Origin of the sequence: Streptococcus parauberis NCFD 2020 (genome assembly GCF_000187935.1) — a bacterium.
In the GTDB taxonomy this organism is placed as follows: Bacteria; Bacillota; Bacilli; order Lactobacillales; family Streptococcaceae; genus Streptococcus; species Streptococcus parauberis.
Genome location: NZ_AEUT02000001.1, coordinates 627,285 through 649,407, shown reverse-complemented (window position 1 = coordinate 649,407; position 22,123 = coordinate 627,285). Strand labels below are relative to the sequence as shown.

Sequence of the window (22,123 nt, the reverse complement as noted above, 5' to 3'; positions counted from 1 at the left end):
TTTCATATAATATGAATAAACGCGTAAAAATTGTTGCAACACTTGGTCCTGCGGTAGAAATCCGTGGTGGTAAAAAATACGGTGAAGATGGCTACTGGTCTGGCAAACTTGATGTTGAAGCTTCAGCTAAAAAAATTGCTGAATTAATCGAAGCTGGTGCAAATGTTTTCCGTTTCAACTTTTCTCATGGTGATCACCAAGAGCAAGGTGATCGTATGGCGACAGTTCGTCGTGCCGAAGAAATGGCTCGTCAAAAAGTAGCTTTCTTATTGGATACAAAAGGTCCTGAGATGAGAACAGAACTATTTGAAGATGGTTCTAAAGAGTTTAGTTATACAACTGGTGAAACTATTCGCGTTGCTACTGAACAAGGTATCAAATCAACTCGTGAAGTTATTGCTTTGAGTGTAGCTGGTAATCTTGATATTTATGATGAAGTTGAAGTTGGTAATACAATCCTTATCGATGATGGTAAACTTGGCTTAAAAATTGTTGAAAAAGATATTTCAACACGTCAATTTGTTACTGTCGTTGAAAACGATGGTTTGATTGCTAATCAAAAAGGTGTTAATATTCCAAACACTAAGATTCCTTTCCCAGCTTTAGCTGAACGTGATAATGCTGACATTCGTTTTGGACTTGAACAAGGCTTAAACTTTATCGCTATTTCATTTGTGCGTACTGCAAAAGACGTTGAAGAAGTTCGCGAAATTTGTCGTGAAACTGGTAATGAACATGTCCAATTATTTGCTAAAATCGAAAACCAACAAGGTATTGATAATTTAGATGAAATTATTGAAGCTGCTGATGGTATCATGATTGCTCGTGGAGATATGGGTATTGAAGTACCATTCGAAATGGTTCCAGTATTCCAAAAAATGATTATCACTAAAGTTAATGCTGCAGGTAAGGCAGTTATTACTGCAACAAACATGCTTGAAACAATGACTGATAAACCTCGTGCAACTCGTTCAGAAGTTTCAGACGTATTCAATGCTGTTATTGATGGTACTGATGCAACAATGTTATCAGGTGAATCAGCAAATGGTAAATACCCAGTAGAATCAGTACGTACAATGGCTACAATCGATAAGAATGCACAAACATTGCTTAACGAATATGGTCGTTTAGATTCTTCTAAATTCCCACGTACAAATAAAACAGATGTTATTGCATCAGCAGTTAAAGATGCTACACATTCAATGGACATTAAATTAGTTGTAACTATTACTGAATCAGGTTACACTGCTCGTTCAATTTCTAAATTCCGTCCTGATGCGGATATCCTTGCTATTACTTTCGATGAAAAAGTTCAAAAAGCATTGATGATCTATTGGGGTGTTATTCCAGTTCTTGCTACTAAACCAGCATCAACTGATGATATGTTTGAAGTTGCTGAAGAAGTTGCACTTAAAGCTGGTCTTGTTAAATCAGGTGACAACATTGTTATTGTTGCCGGTGTACCAGTTGGTTCTGGAGGAACTAACACAATGCGTGTTCGTACTGTTAAATAAATAAATATTAAAAGACATAAGATTAGCTTATGTCTTTTTCTTATTTAAGGAATTTTCAAACAGTTTGAAATTACCATACTTTAGTTATTATCAATATCATGTTATAATAGATTAAAGACTAGGAGCAAACATGGTAAAAAGAGATTTTATACGAAACATTATACTTGCTTTGATAATAGTAATAGTTGCAATTTTGTTAAAGATATTTGTGTTTTCAACTTATAAAGTAACAGATAATTCAGCTAATTCCTATTTACAACCAGGTGATTTAATAACAATAAAGAAGAATATAACCCCTAAATATAAAGATTTCGTTGTTTATAATATGAATGGGAAAAAATATATGAGCCGAGTGGTGGCTACTCAAGGTGAAAAAGTCACATATATGGATGACATTTTTTACTTAAATGATAGAGTTGAGCCTCAAACTTATATTGAAAAAGAAAAAACAGATTATTTATCAACGGCTCCGATGGGTTCTTTGTATACCGATGATTTTAATATCTCAACACTTACTGAGGGAAAAACAGATGTTATTCCGCAAAATAAGTTTTTAGTGCTAAATGATAATCGTTTAAACAAAGATGATAGTCGGTCATTTGGTTTGATTGATAAATCAAAAATTAAAGGAATTGTTATTTTCAGAGTTTTACCTCTTAATAAGTTTGGTTTCGTAGAAGTGGAGTAGTAAAACTACTCTACTTTTTCTTTGTAGAATTTTTATCAAACTATACCAATTTAATTGTTGACAAGAAGTTATCAAAGGTTTATACTTTAAATACAGGTTTTCTGATATGTAAAATTAGACTATACCAATTTTAAAAATATAATGAAAAATATAGAAAGCAGTAAGAAAACTTACTGATGGAAAGTAAATTATGTGTGGAATTGTTGGCGTTGTTGGTAATCGAAATGCAACTGATATTTTAATGCAAGGACTTGAAAAACTTGAATACCGTGGATATGATTCAGCTGGAATCTTTGTTGCAAATGGTGACAGATCTAGCTTAGTAAAATCTGTAGGAAGAATTGCAGATCTTCGTGCTAAAATCGGTATAGACGTTGCAGGACATACAGGTATTGGACATACACGTTGGGCTACACATGGTCAAGCAACGGAAGAAAATGCACACCCGCATACCTCAGCAACTGGACGCTTTGTGTTAGTGCACAATGGTGTTATCGAAAATTATCTCCAAATGAAAGAGGAATATTTGGCAGGTCATGACTTTAAAGGTCAGACTGATACTGAAATTGCTGTTCATTTAATTGGTAAATTCGTCGATGAAGATGGTATGTCAGTTTTGGAAGCTTTCAAAAAAGCATTATCAATTATTGAAGGGTCATATGCTTTTGCACTTATTGACAGAGAAGATGCAGAAACAATCTATGTCGCTAAAAACAAATCACCATTATTGATTGGTTTAGGTGAAGGCTATAACATGGTTTGTTCTGATGCAATGGCTATGATTCGTGAAACAAGTGAATTCATGGAAATTCATGATAAAGAACTCGTTATTCTTACCAAAGATTCAGTAACTGTTCTTGACTATGAAGGCAATCAAATGGAACGTGGTTCATACACTGCTGAACTTGATTTGTCTGATATCGGAAAAGGAACTTATCCTTTCTACATGTTGAAAGAAATCGATGAGCAACCAACTGTAATGCGTAAATTAATTTCAACTTATGCAGACGAATCTGGACAGATGGTTATTGATCCAGCAATTGTTAAATCAGTACAAGAAGCTGACCGTATCTATATACTTGCAGCTGGTACTTCTTACAATGCTGGTTTTGCTTCTAAATCAATGATTGAGAAATTAACTGACACTCCAGTTGAAATGGGTGTAGCTTCAGAGTGGGGTTATAACATGCCATTACTAAGTAAAAAACCAATGTTTATCTTACTTAGCCAATCAGGAGAAACTGCTGATAGTCGTCAAGTACTTGTGAAAGCTAATCAAATGGGTATTCCAAGTTTGACAGTAACAAACGTCCCCGGTTCAACTCTTTCACGTGAAGCGACTTTCACAATGCTTCTTCATGCAGGTCCTGAAATTGCCGTAGCTTCCACAAAAGCTTATACTGCACAAGTTGCAGCACTTGCATTCCTATCTAAAGCTGTTGGTGAAGCTAATGGTAAAAAAGAAGCTATTGAATTTGATTTAGTTCATGAATTGTCTCTTGTTGCACAATCTATTGAAGCAACACTTTCTGAAAAAGATTTAATTGCTTCAAAAGTTGAAAAATTATTAGCAACTACTCGTAACGCATTCTACATTGGTCGTGGTAACGATTATTATGTAGCAATGGAAGCTTCGCTTAAATTGAAAGAAATTTCTTATATTCAATGTGAAGGCTTTGCCGCTGGTGAATTAAAACACGGTACAATTTCTCTGATTGAAGATGGTACGCCGGTCATTGGACTGATTTCATCTAGCGAATTAGTTGCTGCGCATACGAGAGGCAATATCCAAGAAGTTTCTGCTCGTGGCGCTAGCGTATTAACCGTAGTAGAAGAAGGTTTAGAACGGGAAGACGACGATATCGTTGTTAATAAAGTTCACCCTTACTTAGCTACTATTGGAATGGTCATCCCGACTCAATTAATTGCATATTACGCATCATTACAACGTGGGCTTGATGTCGACAAACCACGTAACCTTGCGAAAGCAGTAACTGTTGAGTAATAGTTTTAATCCAAAAAGATGTCTGTGTCACAGATGTCTTTTTTTGTCACAAAAGATGTGCCAAAGTTTGAGTTTTAGGAAAAGTGCTTTCGTGATAAGATAATAATGTAAATAAACTAGGAGGCGTTCTGATGGAACAAAAATCTTCACTTAAAGTTAAAGTACAAAAGCTGGGAACAGCTTTGTCTAATATGGTTATGCCCAATATTGGTGCATTTATTGCTTGGGGTGTCTTAACTGCCCTATTCATTCCAACTGGTTGGTTACCAAATAAAGAATTTGGTGCAGCTGTTGGTCCAATGATCTCATACTTACTCCCAATTTTAATTGGGTATACTGGTGGTTATGTTATTCACGGTCAACGTGGTGGTGTTGTTGGTGCAATTGCAACCTTCGGTGCTGTTGCAGGTTCAACAGTTCCAATGTTTATTGGTGCTATGGCTATGGGTCCTCTAGGTGGATGGGCTATCAAAAAATTTGACCAAGCCTTCCAAGAAAAAATTCGTCCTGGTTTTGAAATGTTGGTTAACAATTTTTCAGCAGGCTTAATCGGTTTTGCCTTACTTTTAATTGCCTTTAAATTAGTTGGTCCTTTTGTTGCAGTATTTACAACAGCTATTGGTAATGGTGTTCAAACAATTGTTGATATGAAATTGTTACCATTAGCAAATATCCTAATTGAACCAGCAAAAATCTTATTCCTAAACAATGCTCTTAACCATGGTATCTTTACACCACTTGGTGCAGAACAAGTTGCTAAAACAGGAAAATCTGTCCTCTTCCTACTTGAAGCAAACCCTGGTCCAGGTCTTGGTATCTTATTAGCTTACTTAGTCTTTGGTCGTGGCGCAGCTAAATCATCTTCATGGGGTGCATTAATCATTCATTTCTTTGGTGGTATCCATGAAATTTACTTCCCATATGTAATGATGAAACCAGCTTTATTCTTAGCAGTTATCGGTGGTGGTGTTACAGGTACATTCACAAACCAATTACTAGGTTCTGGTTTAGGTGCTCCAGCATCACCTGGATCTATCTTTGCAATCGTTAGTATGGTTCCAAAAGCAGGAAACTACGTAGGTAACTTATTAGCAGTTCTAGCCGGTGTATTCTCAGCAGCAGCTGTATCATTCTTAATTGCCTCTGTTATTCTTAAAGCAGATAAATCTGAGGATGATGAAAGCGCCCTAGCAGAAGCACAAGCGGCTACTAAAGCTGCCAAAGCAGAATCAAAAGGCCAATCTATTAACGGTGTCGCTTCAGAAGAATTTGCAAACGATGATATTCAACAAATTATCTTTGCATGTGATGCAGGTATGGGAAGCTCAGCAATGGGTGCTTCAATCCTTCGTGATAAAGTTAAAAAAGCTGGTCTTGCTATCCCAGTTACAAATAAAGCAATCTCAAACTTAACAGATGTAACTAATACATTGATTGTTACTCAACAAGAATTAGCACCACGTGCTGCACAAAAAACACCACGTGCTTCACATGTGTCTGTTGATAATTTCTTAGCAACTCCAAAATATGATGAAATCGTAGCGAAACTTGCAAAAAAGCCTGAAGCTGGTCTTGTAACTCCAAATCAAGATTCAGGATCTGAAGAATCTATTGATTTGAACTATATTGATGAAGTAGTATTTGCTTATGGAGAAGCAAAAGGATCTGCAACAATGGGTCAAGCTACCTTAGCCGAAATTTTCAAAGTGAGAAAAGTCGATATTCCTGTATCAAAAGTAGAAAATTCTCAACTTGGTCGTTTCAATGCCAAAAACATTTTAGTTGTATCTAACATTGCTAATCAAGCAGAAGCACAAAAATATGCGCCAAATGCTCAAATTCTTGTAGTAGATAGTTTGGTTACTACACCAGAATATGACAAAATGGTTGATAGAATGCATAAATAAGACTAAATATGGTGTATAATTAACATATGCTATTAACAAAACGTGAAGAACAATTATTGAAAGCTTTCCTGAATTATGGGAAGCTTTCAATTGATAATATAAGTGATATTTTAAAAGTTTCAAGACGTACAGTTTATCGTGTACTGAATGATTTGACAAACTCTTTAAATACACTGAATATTGGAATTGTCAAAGAAGATCAAAAATATTATTTAACTGGCCAACTTGACCGTTTATCCGAATTTTCGAGTCAGGAAAACTTCACAAAAACGGAACGCCTGAATTTAATTACTTATTTTTTGTTAATTCAAACAAAGGAAGTAACAAATGAGTACTTACAAGAACAGCTTGGTGTTAGCAATGTTACTATTATTCAAGATATTAGTGATATTGAAAAACGTTTAGCTGATTTTGGTCTAACTGTTAGTAGACAAAAAGGATATACTATAGTTGATGAGTTTCATAAGAAACGTCAACTATTAGCTATCCTTCTTGCTAATAACCTGCATTTATCTGATTATTGGCACTTAGAGACACAGTATTTTGACTTTATTAGTAAAAAACGACTCAGTTTGACCAAAGATATTTTTCAGTCATATCAATCAGATTTACCTGAGATGGATGCTAAACTAGTCCAATTTTTCATTATCTTATTGGCATTGAGCAACTGGTCATTAATTGATGTTGACAAACAGCCGGTAAGTAAAGTTGCCTTAGATTTTTCAAAAAGAGTTTTTGCAAAATTATCAATTGAAATGAATGAGTTATATGCTATTCAAGAAATTCTATATTTTGCCAAGATGCTTGATAATTTGATATTAAAAAGACAAGAAACACCTCTTTTTCAAGAGAATTTTGACAGTGAATTTTATTATAATGTGTCAAATTTAATTGATAAGGTTTCCCTTTATACAAAAATTAATTTTACAAAGGATCAAACACTTTTTAAATTTTTATTCAATCATATTAGATTGAATTTAGCAGTACCAATCCTATATACTGACCGAAACATTGCTGACTTAGCACAAGAAGCATTAATCCACAATGAATATTTACATCGGGTCATTACCTTATTAGTCATGGAAATTTTCCCAGCCTACTTACGAACAGATAGTGAACTGGAATTATTGACCCTACATTTTGCATCAAGTTTACGCAGAAGTCCACAGATTTATCCAGTTAGAATCTTATTGCTAACAGATGAGCGGCCACTTGCAACTGAGTTATTAGTTTCTCGCCTTAAAAATATTGCTCCTTTTATTGAAATGATTCATACTAAAGGGACAAATGGATTGGAAGAAAGAGACTTCGATGCCTATGACGCCATTTTGTCGACTAAGCTACTAAATGATAATCGCATTCGACTAGTATCTACCTTCCCAAATCCAGCTGAAATTCTTGAAATCGAACAGTTTCTTCAAGAGGTTCAATTAAATCGAGATGTTAAGTTGCGAGATAGCGACGCGATCAGCAATCAAAAAAATTTTGAAGATTACCTATCTGCAAGTCAGCTAATCCTCAAAGAATTCTCATTGCATCGAATAGATAACTCACAGCAATTTGATCAAACCATTAATGAACTGATTAATGAGTTGGATTTTGTGGCAGATAAAGCTTATCTGGCAAATAAACTAATTAGTCGCTTTCACGATAGTCCAATGGCTATTCCTGATACTAACTTAGCTTTATTACATACTCAGTCTAGTAAAACGGACAAGTCCATTTTTAGAATTGTGGAGCTGGAACACCCAGTAATGGCTAAGTCAATGAATGGACAAGATGAGTTAGTAACTCGTGTTTTGATTATGCTAACCCGCATTGATGAGGGAGATGAAATTAGAGATTTGATGACTGCCATTAGTCAATCAATCATTGAAAATCATCTCTACACCGAAATTTATAAAAAAGCAAACTATGATATTATCTATCAATTACTAAATCAGATTTTTACAGAGAGAATTAAAAAATTGGAGAATTAAGATGGAATTTCAACCAGAACTTATTAAATTAAACCAGTCATTTAATGACAAGGAAGAAGCAATCCGTTATTGTGGTCAATTACTATTTGAAAATGGTTACGTTGAAGAAGATTATATTCAGGCGATGATTGATCGTAACAATGAACTATCAGTCTTTATGGGTAATTTTATTGCTATTCCTCATGGTACAGATATAGCAAAAGAAAAAGTGATTAAATCTGGATTGTCTGTTGTTCAAGTACCAGATGGTGTTAATTTCGGAACAGAAGAAGCGCCTCAAACAGCTACAGTACTATTTGGGATTGCTGGAATTGGTGATGAACATTTACAATTGATTCAAAAAATTTCAATCTTCTGTGCAGATGTTGATAACGTTGTTCGCTTAGCTGATGCAAAAACAGAAAGTCAAATTATTGCATTACTAAACTCAGTCGACTAATTTTTAATATACTCTTACAAGCTTTCTAAAGGAGAAAAAGAATGAAAAAAGCAGTACACTTCGGAGCAGGAAATATTGGACGTGGTTTTATTGGTGAAATATTAGCCGCAAATGGATTTTCAATTCAATTTGTTGATGTTAATGAAGCTATTATCAACGCCTTAAATGACAGACATGCCTATGAAATTGAGATTGCTGAAGATGGCAAACGTCATATCTTAGTTGAAAATGTTTCAGGAATTAATAACCGTCTCAATCCTGAAGAAGTTGTTAATGCAGTTGCAGAAGCTAATATTATTACAACAGCAATTGGGCCAAATATCTTGCCTTTTATAGCAGAATTAATCGCAAAAGGTATTCAAAAACGTCAAGCAGATGGAAATAATAACCCAATTGATGTTTTGGCTTGTGAAAATATGATTGGGGGGTCACAATTTTTACTGGAAGAAGTAAAAAAATACCTTTCTGAAGAAAATGAAGCTTATGTAGAAGAATTTGTTGGTTTCCCCAATGCGGCTGTTGATAGAATTGTTCCTGCTCAGATCCATGAAGATCCATTATTTGTTGTCGTTGAACCATTTAATGAGTGGGTTGTTGAAACAAGTCGTATGAAAAATAGAGACCTTCAATTAGAAGGCGTGCATTACGAAGAAGATTTGGAGCCATTTATTGAACGTAAATTGTTCTCAGTAAACTCAGGTCATGCGACATCAGCATACACCGGAGCACATGCTGGTGCTAAAACAATTTTAGAAGCTTTACAAATACCAGCTGTTAAAGAACAACTTCATGCTGTTTTAGCAGAAATACGTTCATTACTAGTTGCTAAATGGAACTTTGACGAAGAAGACTTAGTTGCTTACCACAATGTGATTATTAGTCGTTTTGAAAATCCATTTATTGTTGACGATGTTGTTCGTGTTGCAAGAACTCCTATTCGTAAACTTGGTTATGATGAACGATTTATCCGTCCGATTCGTGAACTAAAAGAACGTGGTTTGTCTTACTCTAATCTCCTCGAGACAGTTGCTTACGTATTTAAATACAATGATCCAAACGATGAACAAAGTGTACAACTTCAAGTCATGCTTTCAGAAAATGACCTTCCAAAAGTTGTGGCTGATGTGACATCTTTAGAAGATCAAGAATTAATTAATGAAATTGTTGCAAGTATTGAAGCAGTTTAAAAGTAAAGCCTAGTTATTGCTAGGTTTTTTCATATTGTGAACGTATTCATGTTGTAAAATTATGGAATCTACTGTAAACTATTAGAAATCTACAAATATAAGGGGAAAATTATGTCACTACCAAATTGTTTACAATGCCAATCTGAATATGTCTATGAAGATGGTAATTTATTGATTTGTCCAATGTGCGGATTAGAATGGACACCAGGTCAAGAAGAGATTGAAGAAGATTTTAAAGAAGATCTAAAAGTCCTTGATAGTAATGGCAGTCTCTTACAAGATGGCGACACAGTCACAATCATAAAAGATTTAAAAGTTAAGGGTGCACCAAAAGATTTAAAACAAGGTACACGCGTTAAAAATATTCGACTTGCTGAAGGTGATCATAATATTGATTGTAAGATTGATGGTTTTGGACCAATGAAATTAAAGTCAGAATTTGTAAAGAAATTGTAAATCATAAAATGTGTATTCATTCTTTCAGTGAATTTTTATTCATATTTGAAACAAAAAATCTGAAAATTTGATATAATGAGAACAACTATTTTTTTAGGAGCTTCTATGACATATATATTACAAGTTTTACCCAGTTTATTAGATGGGGCTATGGTTACCTTACAAGTATTCTCTATAGTCATTATACTGTCTATTCCTTTAGGAGCTGTTTTAGCATTTTTAATGAAAGTCAATTTCAAACCCTTGCAATGGTTTTTAACACTGTATGTTTGGGTAATGCGTGGCACACCTTTATTATTACAGTTAATATTCTTCTATTATGTTTTACCTAGTGTAGGTATTACCTTTGACCGGATGCCGGCAGCAATTCTTGCTTTTACAATGAACTATGCCGCATATTTTGCTGAAATTTTCAGAGGTGGAATAGAAGCTATTCCTAAAGGGCAATATGAAGCTGCAAAAGTCTTGAAAATGTCACAGTTACAAACAATTCGTCACATCATCTTGCCCCAAGTTTTTAAGATTGTCCTTCCTAGTGTCTTTAATGAAGTGATTAACTTAGTTAAAGATTCTTCATTAGTTTATGTTTTAGGAGTTGGTGACTTGTTACTTGCTAGCAAGACAGCTGCTAACCGAGATGCAACATTAGCACCAATGTTTATTGCTGGAATTATTTACTTGCTCTTGATTGGTATCGTGACTTTAATTTCTCGTCATGTTGAAAAACGTTTCAATTACTATAAGTAAGGAGACCATATGTTAGAATTAAAAAATATTTCCAAACAATTTGGTAACAAACACATTTTTGACCAATTTAATTTAACCTTATCCAATGGTGAGGTTTTATCCTTAGTAGGACCTTCAGGTGGTGGTAAAACAACGCTCTTAAGAATGTTAGCAGGGTTGGAACCGATTGATTCAGGTGAAATCATTTATAATAATGAACCAGTTCCAATTGACCACCTGGAAAATCGTAATTTACTGGGCTTTGTCTTCCAAGATTTTCAGCTCTTTCCTCATTTAACAGTTTTAGATAATCTCATTTTGTCTCCGACAATTACCATGGACCTTAAAAAAGCTGAAGCTAAGAAGAAAGCTGAAGATTTGTTGACGCGTTTGGGGCTAAAAGACCATATGCTGGTGTATCCCCATTCACTCTCTGGAGGACAGAAACAAAGGGTCGCCCTTGCCAGAGCAATGATGATTGACCCCCAAATAATTGGCTATGATGAGCCAACCAGTGCTCTCGATCCTGAACTACGCCAGGAGGTAGAGAAATTGATTCTTCAAAATCGAGAAATGGGTATTACTCAAATTGTGGTAACCCATGATTTGCAGTTTGCTGAAACCATTTCTGATCGAATCATTAAAGTGAATCCGAAATAAGGAGTAGACTTATGACATTAAAAAAACTAATTTTGACAGCAATGACAGCTTTTATGGCTATTATTCTTGTAGCATGCGGCAGTAAAGAAAGTTCAACTAAAAGTGATGGTTGGGCTAACTATAAAAAAACAAAAACAATTACCCTAGGTTTTGATAATACTTTTGTTCCAATGGGATATAAAGATGAATCTGGTAAAAATACTGGTTTCGATGTGGAATTGGCTAAAGCCGTTTTTGATCAATACGGTATTAAAGTTAAATTCCAACCAATTAACTGGGATTTGAAAGAAACTGAGCTTAAAAACGGTAAAATTGATATGATCTGGAATGGTTATTCCATTACAAAAGAACGTCAAGCTAAAGTGGCCTTTTCGAATCCGTATATGAAGAATGAACAAGTTTTAGTAACCAAAAAATCGGCTAATATCACCTCATTTTCAGGGATGAAAGGAAAAGTTTTAGGAGCTCAATCCGGTTCATCGGGTTATGACGCCTTTACATCAAATCCTAAGGTCCTTAAAGACATTGTTAAGGATAAAGATGCAACTCAATATGAAACCTTCACACAAGCCTTTATCGACCTTAAAAGTGGTCGTATTGATGGCTTATTGATTGATAAAGTTTATGCTAACTACTATTTGAAACAAGAGGGCGAATTAGCTAACTATAATATTGTAAAAAGTGAATACGAGGGTGAGAACTTTGCTGTTGGTGTTCGTAAAGAAGACAAAACACTTGTTAAAAATCTAAATAAATCACTTAAAAAACTATATAAAGATGGCAAATTCCAAGAAATCTCAAACAAATGGTTTGGTGAAGACGTAGCAACTGATCAAGTTAAAAATTAAAAAGAGATGACCGTATGGTCATCTTTTTAATGTATAGATATCTCGAGAAAGATTTTCTATAATACTTCCACCACAGAAAAATGTATTATTTTTATGTTAAGGATGATTATCATTGATAAATTCCTGTTTAATCTATCATAACTAATGTCCTTTTTGTATAATTTTGAAAGCAATAGTTCAGTGTTCGATTTACTTGCAATCCTAGATATATCAAAGCAAGGATACATTGTTGGCTTCAAATACTGGGTTAAAAAAATGAAGACAAGTATTTTTGTCCTCACTCTTGGCATCTTATTAATGTAGTCTTTTAACTGTATAATGTTTATGTTTTAATTCAGGTATTTGATTTGGTGATATTTGATGGAAAATTAAGAACCATACTTCGTGGCGTCGCCAGATACTGGTATGTTGGCAACCATTCAATTTATAGGTCACTAATTTAGTTTTTTGACTAATCGAAATCATATTGAATTCTTCAAAGTTACTTGGGAAATAGTCTTCTTTTTCTAAAAATTGCATCCGATTATAAGTTTGTCCATCTTTATCAATTAAAGTAAAGTCATCTGCAATGTAACGGTGATAGTCGGGGACTTTTGAGAGAATAATCTTTTCATTTCTAAAAATCTTCTTTTTGACATTATCAAATATTTCATCTTCAGGAATGACTGAAGGTTCGACATGAATATCAATATCATAAACATAAAACTTATCACTTAGGAGTTGTTCAACTTCTTCGGTAATGGCATGACTTTCAAATACTGATAAATCAGGATTCATTTCAAGGACAATATCTAAATAAACGTTGCTCCCATAAGTGCGACCTCGGAGAGATTTAACATCAGTTATTTTTGGAATTGTTAATATGGCGTCTTTATATGATTTTAAATGTTTGTTATCAAATCCGTCGGATAAACTAAAAGCGCTTTGTAAAAAGATATCATAAGCTGTTTTTAAGATAAAGAAAGTAATAATAATGGCAGCTATTCTATCGATGATTGGTAGATTCAGTGAGGCTGCAACGATAGCAATTGAGGTTCCAATTGACGTAACGGCATCAGACAAGTTATCTTTAGAAGCAGCTACCAGTGCACTGGATTTAACTTTTTTTGATAATTTTCGGTTATACAAGTAAACAATAAACATTAGTCCTGCGGAGACTAGTCCGACAATTGCTCCTAGTGGATCAATTGGTGCGGTGTCACCTTTTATGATATTCTGCACCGTTTGGATCAAAACCTGGAAACCAACGATGAACATGATGAATGATGTGACTAAGCTTGACAGATCTTCTATTTTCCAATGACCAAAACGATGATTAGAGTCGGCTGGTTGACTTGCTAAATGGAGTCCGACTAATAAAGCGACATTACTGATAATGTCTGAAACGTTGTTAAACCCGTCAGCAATCAGTGAATTTGAGTTTAAACTATAGCCAAAAATCAATTTTGCCAAACTAATTAATAGGTAGACTACTATACTTAAAATTGGACCTCTTTTTGCTAATTTAAGGTCTGCACTCGGATCTCTTGTCATTGTAACTCCTTTATACTAATCATACCATTATACCATAAGTCATCGTATTTATTGTGCTAGTGGAGCTGTGTGTCATTACTGAAATCCATTTTTGGCTAGATGTTTTTTCGTTGAAAATAATTTTTGGTTTCAAAAATAATAATTGGTGAAAGTGCTAGAAGGGCAATTAAATTTGGAAGGGCCATTAGTCCATTTACGATATCAGCAATAATCCAGATGAGTTCTAATTTTAAGAAGCCACCTAGGGCAACCATTGATACAAAAAGAAGACGGAATATGCGGATATGTTTTGTTCCAAATAAAAATTCAAAACATCTTTCACCATAATAACTCCACCCTAGGATAGTCGTGAAGGCAAATAATACAAGTGAGATTGTTAATGCCATACTTCCGAAATTACCATAGACAGAGGCAAATGATGCTTGGGTTAATGGAGCTCCTTCAAGGTTACTTGTCCATTGACCAGAAACTAGAATTGTTAAACCAGTTAAAGTACATATGATAATAGTATCAATAAATGTACCTGTCATAGATATTAATCCTTGTTCTACGGGTTCATTTGTTTTTGCTGCAGCGGCTGCAATCGGTGCTGATCCGAGTCCAGATTCATTTGAAAAGACCCCGCGGGCAATCCCTTTTTGGATAGCATCCTTTACCAGACTACCAGCAAATCCGCCAATAGCAGCAGTTGGAGTAAAAGCAGATTTTAAGACTAAGGAAATGACTGGAATGATTTGATCGTATTTCATGATGATAACAGCCAGACTGGCAACAATATATATAAATGCCATAAAAGGTACTAATTTTTCTGCAACTTTCGAGATTGATTGGATTCCTCCAAAGATAATAAAGGCAACAATAATTGCCATTAATATACTTGAAAATTTTCCTGAAATTCCAAAACTATGGTCTAAAGCGGAAGTAATGGAATTGACTTGAGCAAAAGTACCAATTCCGAATAAGGCAACTAATATACCAGAAATTGCAAATAGAATGGCTAAAGGTTTCCATTTTTGGCCCATACCATTAAGTATGTAGTACATTGGTCCACCGGAAATTTCGCCATTAGCATCTTTAGTTCGATATTTAATGGCTAAGACTCCCTCTGAGTATTTTGTAGCCATCCCAAAGAAAGCGGCAATCCACATCCAAAATAATGCCCCTGGTCCACCTGATTTGATGGCTGTAGCAACACCTACGATATTTCCTGTTCCTACTGTTGCAGCCAATGCAGTGGCTAAAGCGGCAAAGGAAGAAATATCGCCATGACCTTCATCTTCTGAAAAGATTAGTTTGAATGCCATTGGCAATTTTGTAACTTGTAAAAGTCCTAAACGAACTGTTAAGTAAATCCCAGTTCCGACCAAAAGAATTAGTAGAGGAGGTCCCCAAACCAAATCATCGATAATTTTAACAATATTTAACATGCTATCTCCTTTTTATTTCACCGATGATAATACAAAAGAAGTCATCCTGAGGATGACTTCTGAAATGTAAGGTAGATAAAATAAACCAATAAAGGAAAAACCTTAACTAGTAATTATTATTATCTTCTGTCCTTTTGCCTGAGAGATTGAGCGAAATTGCCTTGCCCCTTCGGCGCCTAGATAGGTCTCTCCAGAAGTCCGTCCATCATGCAGTCCCGTTCAAATAAATTGAACACCTGAGAGTATAACTCCTTCGGCGAAAAAACTTTCTTCTCCTGTATGATATCAATCGGTTATATTAAATTGTATTAATAATACAGTAAATTACGAATGTTGTCAATAATAATTTTGTAAAAGTATAGATAAAAACAATATTTAATTTAAAATCTAATTTATTGTCAGTTAAACTTTCTTTTTTTATTTGGTTCAAAAAGAAATGCTTTTTATTTTTTCATCTAATCATGGTATAATTTTAAAGTTGATAACTGTATGGATAATTACGACAAGGAGTAATAATGAATCCTTTATTAAATGGAATGAATGAAAAACAAGCAGAAGCAGTCCAAACAACGGAAGGACCGTTGTTAATTATGGCTGGAGCAGGGTCTGGTAAAACAAGAGTTTTAACTCACAGAATCGCTTACTTGATTGATGAAAAATTTGTCAATCCTTGGAACATTTTAGCAATTACCTTTACCAATAAAGCTGCGCGTGAAATGCGAGACAGAGCACTTGCTTTGAATCCTGCAACTATAGACACTTTAATTGCGACCTTTCACTCAATGTGTGTCAGAATCTTAAGACGTGAAGCGGACCATATTGGCTATAATCGTAATTTCACGATAGTTGATCCAGGCGAACAAAGAACATTGATGAAGCGAATTCTTAAATCACTTAATTTGGATCCTAAGAAATGGAGTGAACGCTCAATCTTAGGGACTATTTCCAATGCCAAAAATGACTTATTGGATGAAAAAATATTTGAAGCTCAAGCAGCTGACATGTATAGCCAAATTGTAGCTCGTTGTTATAAGGCATATCAAGAGGAATTGCGACGTAGTGAAGCAATGGACTTCGATGATTTAATTATGATGACCCTTCGTCTTTTTGATACCAATAAAGATGTCTTAGCTTACTATCAACAACGTTACCAATACATACATGTTGATGAGTATCAAGATACTAACCATGCTCAATATCAGTTAGTAAAATTATTGGCCTCTCGCTTTAAAAATATTTGTGTTGTCGGTGATGCCGACCAGTCAATCTATGGCTGGCGCGGAGCGGATATGCAAAATATCTTGGATTTTGAAAAAGATTACCCATCTGCTAAGGTGGTATTATTAGAAGAAAACTATCGTTCAACTAAAACAATTCTTCAAGCTGCAAATGATGTCATAAAAAATAATCAAAATAGACGTGATAAAAAACTCTGGACACAGAATGCTGATGGTGAACAGATTGTCTATTATCGAGCAAACGATGAACATGATGAAGCAGTCTTTATAGCATCAACTATTTCAAATATGTGCCAAGGTAATGAGAAAAATTTCAAAGATTTCGCCGTTTTATATCGTACTAATGCTCAATCACGTACTATTGAAGAAGCATTTTTGAAATCAAATATACCTTATACTATGGTTGGTGGGACTAAGTTCTATAGCCGAAAAGAAATTCGCGATGTTATATCTTATCTTAATATTATAGCCAACCCTTCTGATAACATCTCTTTTGAGCGCATTGTCAATGAACCTAAACGTGGCGTGGGACCAGGAACAATGGAAAAACTCCGTTTATTTGCTTTTCAAAATGAGATGTCATTAATGGATGCCTCATCAAATCTGTTAATGTCTCCCCTAAAGGGAAAAGCTGCGCAGTCAATTATGGACCTGGCAAATCTATTGTTAGATTTTCGATTAAAATTGGATAACTTAACAATTACAGAACTAACAGAGCAGTTAATCGATCAATCGGGTTATCTAGAAGCTCTGCGGATTCAGAATACACTTGAGAGTCAAGCCCGAATAGAAAATCTTGAAGAATTCATTTCGGTAACTAAAAACTTCGATGACAATCAAAACAATGTTGAAGAAGATGAAAGCGGGCTTGACCGACTTGGTCGATTCTTAAATGACTTAGCATTGATTGCTGACACAGATAATGGCGATGCAGATGTAGCTGAAGTGACACTGATGACCCTCCATGCTGCTAAGGGATTAGAGTTTCCAGTGGTCTTTCTGATAGGTATGGAAGAAGGTGTCTTCCCACTATCTAGAGCTTCTGAAGATCCAGCTGAACTTGAAGAAGAACGTCGTCTTGCTTATGTTGGTATTACACGTGCTGAACAAGTACTCTTTTTAACAAATGCAAATACAAGAACCTTGTTTGGTAAAAGCAGCTATAATCGACCAACACGCTTCTTAAGAGAAATTTCTGACCAGTTGTTATCTTATCAAGGACTAGCTCGTCCAGCAAATTCTTCCTTTGGTGTTCGCTACAGTCAACAAAAAACATCTGAATTCGGACAAGGTATGAGTCTCTCACAAGCCATTCAAGCTCGTAAGAGCCAAGCTCAAAATAAAGAAAGAGTCACTTCATTAGCGGATGGTCACTTACCATTTGGCAATAACTTAGCGCAATCAGATAGTATAGATTGGCAAATTGGAGATATTGCCCAGCACAAAAAGTGGGGGGATGGAACTGTCCTAGAAGTGTCTGGCAGTGGAAAAACAATGGAATTAAAAATAAAATTTCCTGACGTTGGCCTTAAAAAATTACTAGCAAGTGTAGCTCCAATTACAAAAAAATAAAATTTTAAGTTCTTGTAAATCCTATAGATTAGGGATTTGCAAGAACTTTTTTTTAATTCTATAAATATATTTTCAATAAATCGAGTGTTATTCCTTGCAATCTGAAATCAGTATTGTATAATAACAATATAAATTAAATAACGAGTGGTCACTTTTAAAGACGTTGTTATATAAGCTTTATATAATTGTTTATCTAACAAATATATTTTAAAGACACTATGAAGTTAATTTATATGGTCACTTAGGTGATAAAAAATATCAAGGACAATTGTCCAAAAAAAAGGAGATGTCATTATGGCTATATTATGGACATTGATTGTAGGTGGTTTAATCGGTTTAATCGCAGGAGCTCTTACAAAAGGCGGCTCTATGGGTTGGATTGCTAACATAGTAGCAGGTTTAGTTGGTGCTTGGTTAGGTCAAGCATTACTCGGAGCTTGGGGACCATCATTAGCAGGGATGGCATTGATTCCTTCAATCATTGGTGCAGTGATCGTCGTCGTTGTTGTATCATTTGTACTAAGTAAAATGCATTAATATATTAAATACCGTTAGACGATGAAAGTTTCATCGTTAGACATATAAGGAGAAATATTATGGGATTATTATGGACATTAATCGTAGGTGGTATCATTGGTTTGATTGCCGGAGCACTTACAAAACATGGTGGTTCAATGGGTTGGATTGCTAACATCGTTGCTGGTTTAGTCGGTGCCTGGGTTGGTCAAGCATTACTAGGTTCTTGGGGACCATCATTAGCAGGAATGGCATTGATTCCTTCGATCATTGGTGCAGTACTGGTAGTTTTTGTTACCTCAATTATCTTAAGTAAAATGAACTAATTTTTATTAATTAAATTAGTCGCACAGTAGAAAAGAGGTAATTATGGCAAAATCATTGAAAGTATTTTATACACTGTTAGGTCTGATATTATTATCGATGTTCTTATTGATAATTGGAGTGACTCAAGGTTATTTGAATATGCCTCATAGCTATGACTGGATGGGATTCGACATGAATCGCGTACCTGACTATCTTACACCAGGGCTACAGTACTTTTTCTTCTGGACTGCAGTCACATTAGCTATTTTAACTATAATCGGAATTTTAGCAGTAATTTTTTATCCAAGAACTTATACAGAAATTAAACTTGGAAAAAATAATGGTAGTTTACTATTAAAAAAATCAGCTATTGAAGCATATGTAAAAACAGCTTTAAAAGAAACTGGTTTAATGTTAAACCCAAATGTTTCAGCAACTCTTTATAAACGTAAATTTGATATTGACGTTGCTGGACGTTTAGATTCTCGTATCGGTGTAAATGAACAAGTTAGTGGTATCAAAGAAGGTATTGAAAAAGGTTTTAACGAATTCTTTGGTTTAGATAAACCCGTTAACTTCAAAGTTCGAGTTAAGGACATTTCTGATTCAGATATGACATTCGGTAAGAAAAACCGAGTAGAATAGGAGTTATGTATGGCATTTTTCGAAAAATATAAATATCCAATTATTGGTGGCGTAGTAGGCCTAGTATTAGCAATATTACTTATGTCATTTGGATTCCTTAAAACTTTAATTGCAATCATATTCATTGTTTTAGGTATCTATGCTGGCTTATTTGTTAAAAGCACTGGACTTATAGATAATTTTATTAATCGTCGCTAATATATGGAAATATCATTTTATTAGTTATTGACTTGATTTAAAGGAGAAAGATTATGACTGAAACTTACATTAAAAACACTCAAACAACTAACACTCGTAACACTAATGATTTTAACGCAAATGGTGCAGGAATTCGTGGCGAATTATCTTATGAAAATAAAGTTATTGAAAAAATCGTCGGTCTTGCTATTGAAAACGTTGATGGATTACTAGCCGTAACTGGTGGTCTTCTCTCAAACATTAAAGGAAAACTTGTTAATACTGATAATGTTCGAGATGGTGTCAACGTTGAAGTAGGTAAAAAACAGGTAGCCGTTGATCTTGATATCGTCGCTGAATATCAAAAACATGTTCCAACAATCTTTAAAGACATTAAAGGAATTGTTGAAACAGAAGTTAAGAAAATGACAGATTTAGATGTTGTTGAATGTAATGTTAACGTAGTTGATATCAAAACTCGTGCGCAACATGAACAAGACAAAGTAACTCTTCAAGATAAAATGTCTGATGCTGCACAAACAACAAGCCAATTTACAAAAAAACAAGTAAATAACGCTAAGTCTGGTGCTGAAAACATGCAAAGCGAGCCTCGCGTTAAATAATTAATTATCTTACAAAGAAGGTGAATCATATGTCAGAAGAAAAAGTAGATGCTAAATTACGTCAGGTAAGTGGTAAAGTGAAAGAGACTTTTGGTAAAGCTTCTAATAACAAGTCATTAGAGGCTGAAGGTAAAGTCGAAAATACAGCCGGTAAAGTAGACGAATTTACTACTGATGTAAAAGACTCACTAAAAGGGCTTTCAAAAGGTCTGAAAGATATTAAATAAGGAGAACACTATGACTGAAATCAATACAAATACAACCGAAAACTATTCAAAAAATAATACATCAAATCCAACTAACACTAACATAAAAAATAAGATAACTTATGATGACAAAGTAATTGAGAAAATCGTTGGACATGCACTAGAAAGTGTTGATGGCTTACTATCCGCAAAAGGAGGTTTCTTCTCTAGTGTGAAAAACAATATGGTTAATTCCAATTCAGTTACAGACGGAGTTAGTGTAGAAGTTGGTAGCGAAGAAGTTGCTGTTGACTTGGATATAATTGTTGAATACGGTAAAGATATTCCAAAAATTGCTGATCATATTAAGGAAATTGTAGCAGAAAACGTTGATAAGATGACACATCTTAAGGTCATTGAAGTTAATGTTAACGTTGTTGACATTCGTACAAAAGAGGAACAAGAAAAAGCAGAAGTAACAGTCCAAGATCGTATGTCTAAAGCTGCTAATTCAACATCACAATTTGTCAGTGAAAAAACTGAGAAAATGAAAAAGAATAACTCATCTTCAAATCAAACTGATGGATTAGTGAACTAGTTTTCAGATAACTGACAGTGTTAACCCGAAAAGCTGGTTTTTTGCCAGCTTTTTCTATAAGTTTGAAACAACCTTAAAAGGTGGTGTTGAAAAAAGTTTGGAAATATGAAATAATAGGAATGTTTTAGTTAGTATAAAAGGAGCGATAATATGGCAAAGGGTAATAAGAGCGAACTAACGAGCTCAAAATATCAGCAGATTGCTATTTCAGTGGCTGAAAGGATTGCCAGTGGTGAATATGAAGTAGGAGAAAAATTAAAGTCTAGGACAACAATTGCCTCCACTTTTAATGTGTCACCAGAAACCGCTAGAAAAGGTTTAAATATTTTAGCAGATTTAAAAATTTTAACCTTAAAACATGGTAGCGGGGCAATTGTATTATCTAAAGAGAAAGCAATGGAATTCATTAATCAATATGAAACAACTCATTCTATTGCTGTTATCAAAGAAAATATCAGAAAAAACATTCACCAACAAAAGCAAGAAATGGAGGAGTTGTCTTTATTGGTTAATGACTTTATGATGCAAAGTCAATCAATCAGTAAGCAATATCCATTAGCACCCTATGAAATTATTTGTAGCCAGGATTCTGATCATTTTGGTAAATCTATTGGTGTCCTAAATTTATGGCATCAGACAGGTGCTACAGTAGTTGCTATCGAGCATGAAGGCCATTTCATTATCTCTCCTGGACCTTATGCCGTCATAGAAAAAGGTGATCATATTTACTTTGTCGGTGATGAGTCTGTACTTTCACGCATGAAAAATTATTTTAATTTAAGAATGGGCTTATAATATCCCAAATTAATTTGATAAATTAACAAAACCTTTCATTTTCAATCTATTCCTTTCTACGATAAAATAGAACTGTAAGAACTTGTTTTATGTTTGAAT

General features: G+C 34.5%; 22 protein-coding genes and 1 riboswitch. Of the genes, 20 read left to right on the top strand and 2 right to left on the bottom strand.

Annotated elements, in window-relative coordinates:
* Positions 1–11: 11 nt before the first annotated feature.
* From pyk to SPB_RS03180, 11 genes are all read left to right on the top strand, one after another.
* On the top strand, positions 12–1,514 hold the full coding sequence (pyk, locus tag SPB_RS03230; RefSeq protein WP_003102454.1) for a pyruvate kinase: 1,503 nt from the start codon (positions 12–14) through the stop codon (positions 1,512–1,514).
* A gap of 130 nt (positions 1,515–1,644) precedes the next feature.
* Positions 1,645–2,202 (top strand): signal peptidase I, encoded by a 558-nt coding sequence (lepB, locus tag SPB_RS03225; RefSeq protein ID WP_003105324.1) that lies wholly within the window; start codon positions 1,645–1,647, stop codon positions 2,200–2,202.
* A gap of 190 nt (positions 2,203–2,392) precedes the next feature.
* On the top strand, positions 2,393–4,207 hold the full coding sequence (gene glmS, locus SPB_RS03220; protein ID WP_003105015.1) for a glutamine--fructose-6-phosphate transaminase (isomerizing): 1,815 nt from the start codon (positions 2,393–2,395) through the stop codon (positions 4,205–4,207).
* 131 nt (positions 4,208–4,338) lie between these two features.
* Positions 4,339–6,114 carry a PTS mannitol transporter subunit IIBC gene (locus SPB_RS03215; RefSeq protein WP_003105774.1) on the top strand — a complete coding sequence of 592 codons (1,776 nt, stop codon included), beginning with the start codon at positions 4,339–4,341 and terminating at the stop codon, positions 6,112–6,114.
* Between the two features lie 26 nt (positions 6,115–6,140).
* Positions 6,141–8,093, top strand: a complete 1,953-nt coding sequence (locus tag SPB_RS03210) for a BglG family transcription antiterminator (protein WP_003103298.1) — start codon at positions 6,141–6,143, stop codon at positions 8,091–8,093.
* Between the two features lies 1 nt (position 8,094).
* Positions 8,095–8,532, top strand: a complete 438-nt coding sequence (locus SPB_RS03205) for a PTS mannitol transporter subunit IIA (protein WP_003104224.1) — start codon at positions 8,095–8,097, stop codon at positions 8,530–8,532.
* Between the two features lie 41 nt (positions 8,533–8,573).
* Positions 8,574–9,719 carry a mannitol-1-phosphate 5-dehydrogenase gene (locus SPB_RS03200; RefSeq protein ID WP_003103217.1) on the top strand — a complete coding sequence of 382 codons (1,146 nt, stop codon included), beginning with the start codon at positions 8,574–8,576 and terminating at the stop codon, positions 9,717–9,719.
* Between the two features lie 111 nt (positions 9,720–9,830).
* Complete coding sequence (locus SPB_RS03195; protein WP_003104310.1) at positions 9,831–10,175, top strand: zinc ribbon domain-containing protein YjdM; 345 nt, start codon at positions 9,831–9,833, stop codon at positions 10,173–10,175.
* A gap of 105 nt (positions 10,176–10,280) precedes the next feature.
* The gene (locus SPB_RS03190) at positions 10,281–10,922 is read left to right on the top strand and encodes an amino acid ABC transporter permease (RefSeq protein WP_003105377.1); all 642 of its coding nucleotides are present in this window, start codon (positions 10,281–10,283) and stop codon (positions 10,920–10,922) included.
* 9 nt (positions 10,923–10,931) lie between these two features.
* On the top strand, positions 10,932–11,561 hold the full coding sequence (locus SPB_RS03185; RefSeq protein WP_003102511.1) for an amino acid ABC transporter ATP-binding protein: 630 nt from the start codon (positions 10,932–10,934) through the stop codon (positions 11,559–11,561).
* An 11-nt stretch (positions 11,562–11,572) separates the two neighbouring features.
* Complete coding sequence (locus SPB_RS03180) at positions 11,573–12,409, top strand: amino acid ABC transporter substrate-binding protein (protein ID WP_003103662.1); 837 nt, start codon at positions 11,573–11,575, stop codon at positions 12,407–12,409.
* Positions 12,410–12,703: 294 nt separating this feature from the next.
* Here SPB_RS03180 and SPB_RS03175 read toward each other — a convergent pair whose 3' ends face one another.
* The gene (locus tag SPB_RS03175) at positions 12,704–13,942 is read right to left on the bottom strand and encodes a cation diffusion facilitator family transporter (RefSeq protein WP_003104694.1); all 1,239 of its coding nucleotides are present in this window, start codon (positions 13,940–13,942) and stop codon (positions 12,704–12,706) included.
* A gap of 95 nt (positions 13,943–14,037) precedes the next feature.
* Complete coding sequence (locus SPB_RS03170) at positions 14,038–15,369, bottom strand: alanine/glycine:cation symporter family protein (RefSeq protein WP_003102699.1); 1,332 nt, start codon at positions 15,367–15,369, stop codon at positions 14,038–14,040.
* Positions 15,370–15,485: 116 nt separating this feature from the next.
* Positions 15,486–15,573: riboswitch (glycine riboswitch) on the bottom strand.
* Positions 15,574–15,884: 311 nt separating this feature from the next.
* On the opposite strand from SPB_RS03170, the gene pcrA reads away from it, so the two are divergent.
* The 9 genes from pcrA (at position 15,885) to SPB_RS03125 (ending at position 22,024) form a co-directional block, all read left to right on the top strand.
* Complete coding sequence (gene pcrA, locus SPB_RS03165) at positions 15,885–18,179, top strand: DNA helicase PcrA (RefSeq protein WP_003103831.1); 2,295 nt, start codon at positions 15,885–15,887, stop codon at positions 18,177–18,179.
* A gap of 294 nt (positions 18,180–18,473) precedes the next feature.
* Positions 18,474–18,716 carry a GlsB/YeaQ/YmgE family stress response membrane protein gene (locus SPB_RS03160; protein WP_003106048.1) on the top strand — a complete coding sequence of 81 codons (243 nt, stop codon included), beginning with the start codon at positions 18,474–18,476 and terminating at the stop codon, positions 18,714–18,716.
* Positions 18,717–18,775: 59 nt separating this feature from the next.
* A complete protein-coding gene (locus SPB_RS03155) occupies positions 18,776–19,021 on the top strand; it encodes a GlsB/YeaQ/YmgE family stress response membrane protein (protein ID WP_003105380.1) in 246 nt (81 codons plus the stop codon).
* A 43-nt stretch (positions 19,022–19,064) separates the two neighbouring features.
* The gene (gene amaP, locus SPB_RS03150) at positions 19,065–19,646 is read left to right on the top strand and encodes an alkaline shock response membrane anchor protein AmaP (protein WP_003103901.1); all 582 of its coding nucleotides are present in this window, start codon (positions 19,065–19,067) and stop codon (positions 19,644–19,646) included.
* A 9-nt stretch (positions 19,647–19,655) separates the two neighbouring features.
* The gene (locus SPB_RS03145; RefSeq protein ID WP_003105137.1) at positions 19,656–19,844 is read left to right on the top strand and encodes a DUF2273 domain-containing protein; all 189 of its coding nucleotides are present in this window, start codon (positions 19,656–19,658) and stop codon (positions 19,842–19,844) included.
* 53 nt (positions 19,845–19,897) lie between these two features.
* Positions 19,898–20,446, top strand: coding sequence for an Asp23/Gls24 family envelope stress response protein (locus tag SPB_RS03140; protein ID WP_003105556.1), 549 nt, complete (start codon positions 19,898–19,900; stop codon positions 20,444–20,446).
* 29 nt (positions 20,447–20,475) lie between these two features.
* The gene (locus SPB_RS03135; RefSeq protein WP_003102708.1) at positions 20,476–20,673 is read left to right on the top strand and encodes a CsbD family protein; all 198 of its coding nucleotides are present in this window, start codon (positions 20,476–20,478) and stop codon (positions 20,671–20,673) included.
* A gap of 10 nt (positions 20,674–20,683) precedes the next feature.
* Entirely contained in the window at positions 20,684–21,229 is a 546-nt protein-coding gene (locus tag SPB_RS03130) for an Asp23/Gls24 family envelope stress response protein (protein ID WP_003105349.1), read from the top strand.
* A 150-nt stretch (positions 21,230–21,379) separates the two neighbouring features.
* Positions 21,380–22,024, top strand: a complete 645-nt coding sequence (locus SPB_RS03125) for a GntR family transcriptional regulator (RefSeq protein WP_003104286.1) — start codon at positions 21,380–21,382, stop codon at positions 22,022–22,024.
* Positions 22,025–22,123 lie beyond the last annotated feature (99 nt).

Excerpts from the sequence above, each read along its gene's own strand:
- SPB_RS03155 (WP_003105380.1), top strand. The coding sequence starts at position 18,776 with ATGGGATTATTATGGACATTAATCGTAGGTGGTATCATTGGTTTGATT.
- SPB_RS03125 (WP_003104286.1), top strand. The coding sequence starts at position 21,380 with ATGGCAAAGGGTAATAAGAGCGAACTAACGAGCTCAAAATATCAGCAG.
- SPB_RS03180 (WP_003103662.1), top strand. The coding sequence starts at position 11,573 with ATGACATTAAAAAAACTAATTTTGACAGCAATGACAGCTTTTATGGCT.
- lepB (WP_003105324.1), top strand. The coding sequence starts at position 1,645 with ATGGTAAAAAGAGATTTTATACGAAACATTATACTTGCTTTGATAATA.
- SPB_RS03160 (WP_003106048.1), top strand. The coding sequence starts at position 18,474 with ATGGCTATATTATGGACATTGATTGTAGGTGGTTTAATCGGTTTAATC.
- SPB_RS03190 (WP_003105377.1), top strand. The coding sequence starts at position 10,281 with ATGACATATATATTACAAGTTTTACCCAGTTTATTAGATGGGGCTATG.
- SPB_RS03135 (WP_003102708.1), top strand. The coding sequence starts at position 20,476 with ATGTCAGAAGAAAAAGTAGATGCTAAATTACGTCAGGTAAGTGGTAAA.
- SPB_RS03195 (WP_003104310.1), top strand. The coding sequence starts at position 9,831 with ATGTCACTACCAAATTGTTTACAATGCCAATCTGAATATGTCTATGAA.
- SPB_RS03145 (WP_003105137.1), top strand. The coding sequence starts at position 19,656 with ATGGCATTTTTCGAAAAATATAAATATCCAATTATTGGTGGCGTAGTA.
- SPB_RS03205 (WP_003104224.1), top strand. The coding sequence starts at position 8,095 with ATGGAATTTCAACCAGAACTTATTAAATTAAACCAGTCATTTAATGAC.
- SPB_RS03175 (WP_003104694.1), bottom strand. The coding sequence starts at position 13,942 with ATGACAAGAGATCCGAGTGCAGACCTTAAATTAGCAAAAAGAGGTCCA.
- amaP (WP_003103901.1), top strand. The coding sequence starts at position 19,065 with ATGGCAAAATCATTGAAAGTATTTTATACACTGTTAGGTCTGATATTA.
- SPB_RS03170 (WP_003102699.1), bottom strand. The coding sequence starts at position 15,369 with ATGTTAAATATTGTTAAAATTATCGATGATTTGGTTTGGGGACCTCCT.
- SPB_RS03200 (WP_003103217.1), top strand. The coding sequence starts at position 8,574 with ATGAAAAAAGCAGTACACTTCGGAGCAGGAAATATTGGACGTGGTTTT.
- SPB_RS03140 (WP_003105556.1), top strand. The coding sequence starts at position 19,898 with ATGACTGAAACTTACATTAAAAACACTCAAACAACTAACACTCGTAAC.
- pcrA (WP_003103831.1), top strand. The coding sequence starts at position 15,885 with ATGAATCCTTTATTAAATGGAATGAATGAAAAACAAGCAGAAGCAGTC.
- SPB_RS03215 (WP_003105774.1), top strand. The coding sequence starts at position 4,339 with ATGGAACAAAAATCTTCACTTAAAGTTAAAGTACAAAAGCTGGGAACA.
- SPB_RS03130 (WP_003105349.1), top strand. The coding sequence starts at position 20,684 with ATGACTGAAATCAATACAAATACAACCGAAAACTATTCAAAAAATAAT.
- glmS (WP_003105015.1), top strand. The coding sequence starts at position 2,393 with ATGTGTGGAATTGTTGGCGTTGTTGGTAATCGAAATGCAACTGATATT.
- SPB_RS03185 (WP_003102511.1), top strand. The coding sequence starts at position 10,932 with ATGTTAGAATTAAAAAATATTTCCAAACAATTTGGTAACAAACACATT.
- SPB_RS03210 (WP_003103298.1), top strand. The coding sequence starts at position 6,141 with ATGCTATTAACAAAACGTGAAGAACAATTATTGAAAGCTTTCCTGAAT.
- pyk (WP_003102454.1), top strand. The coding sequence starts at position 12 with ATGAATAAACGCGTAAAAATTGTTGCAACACTTGGTCCTGCGGTAGAA.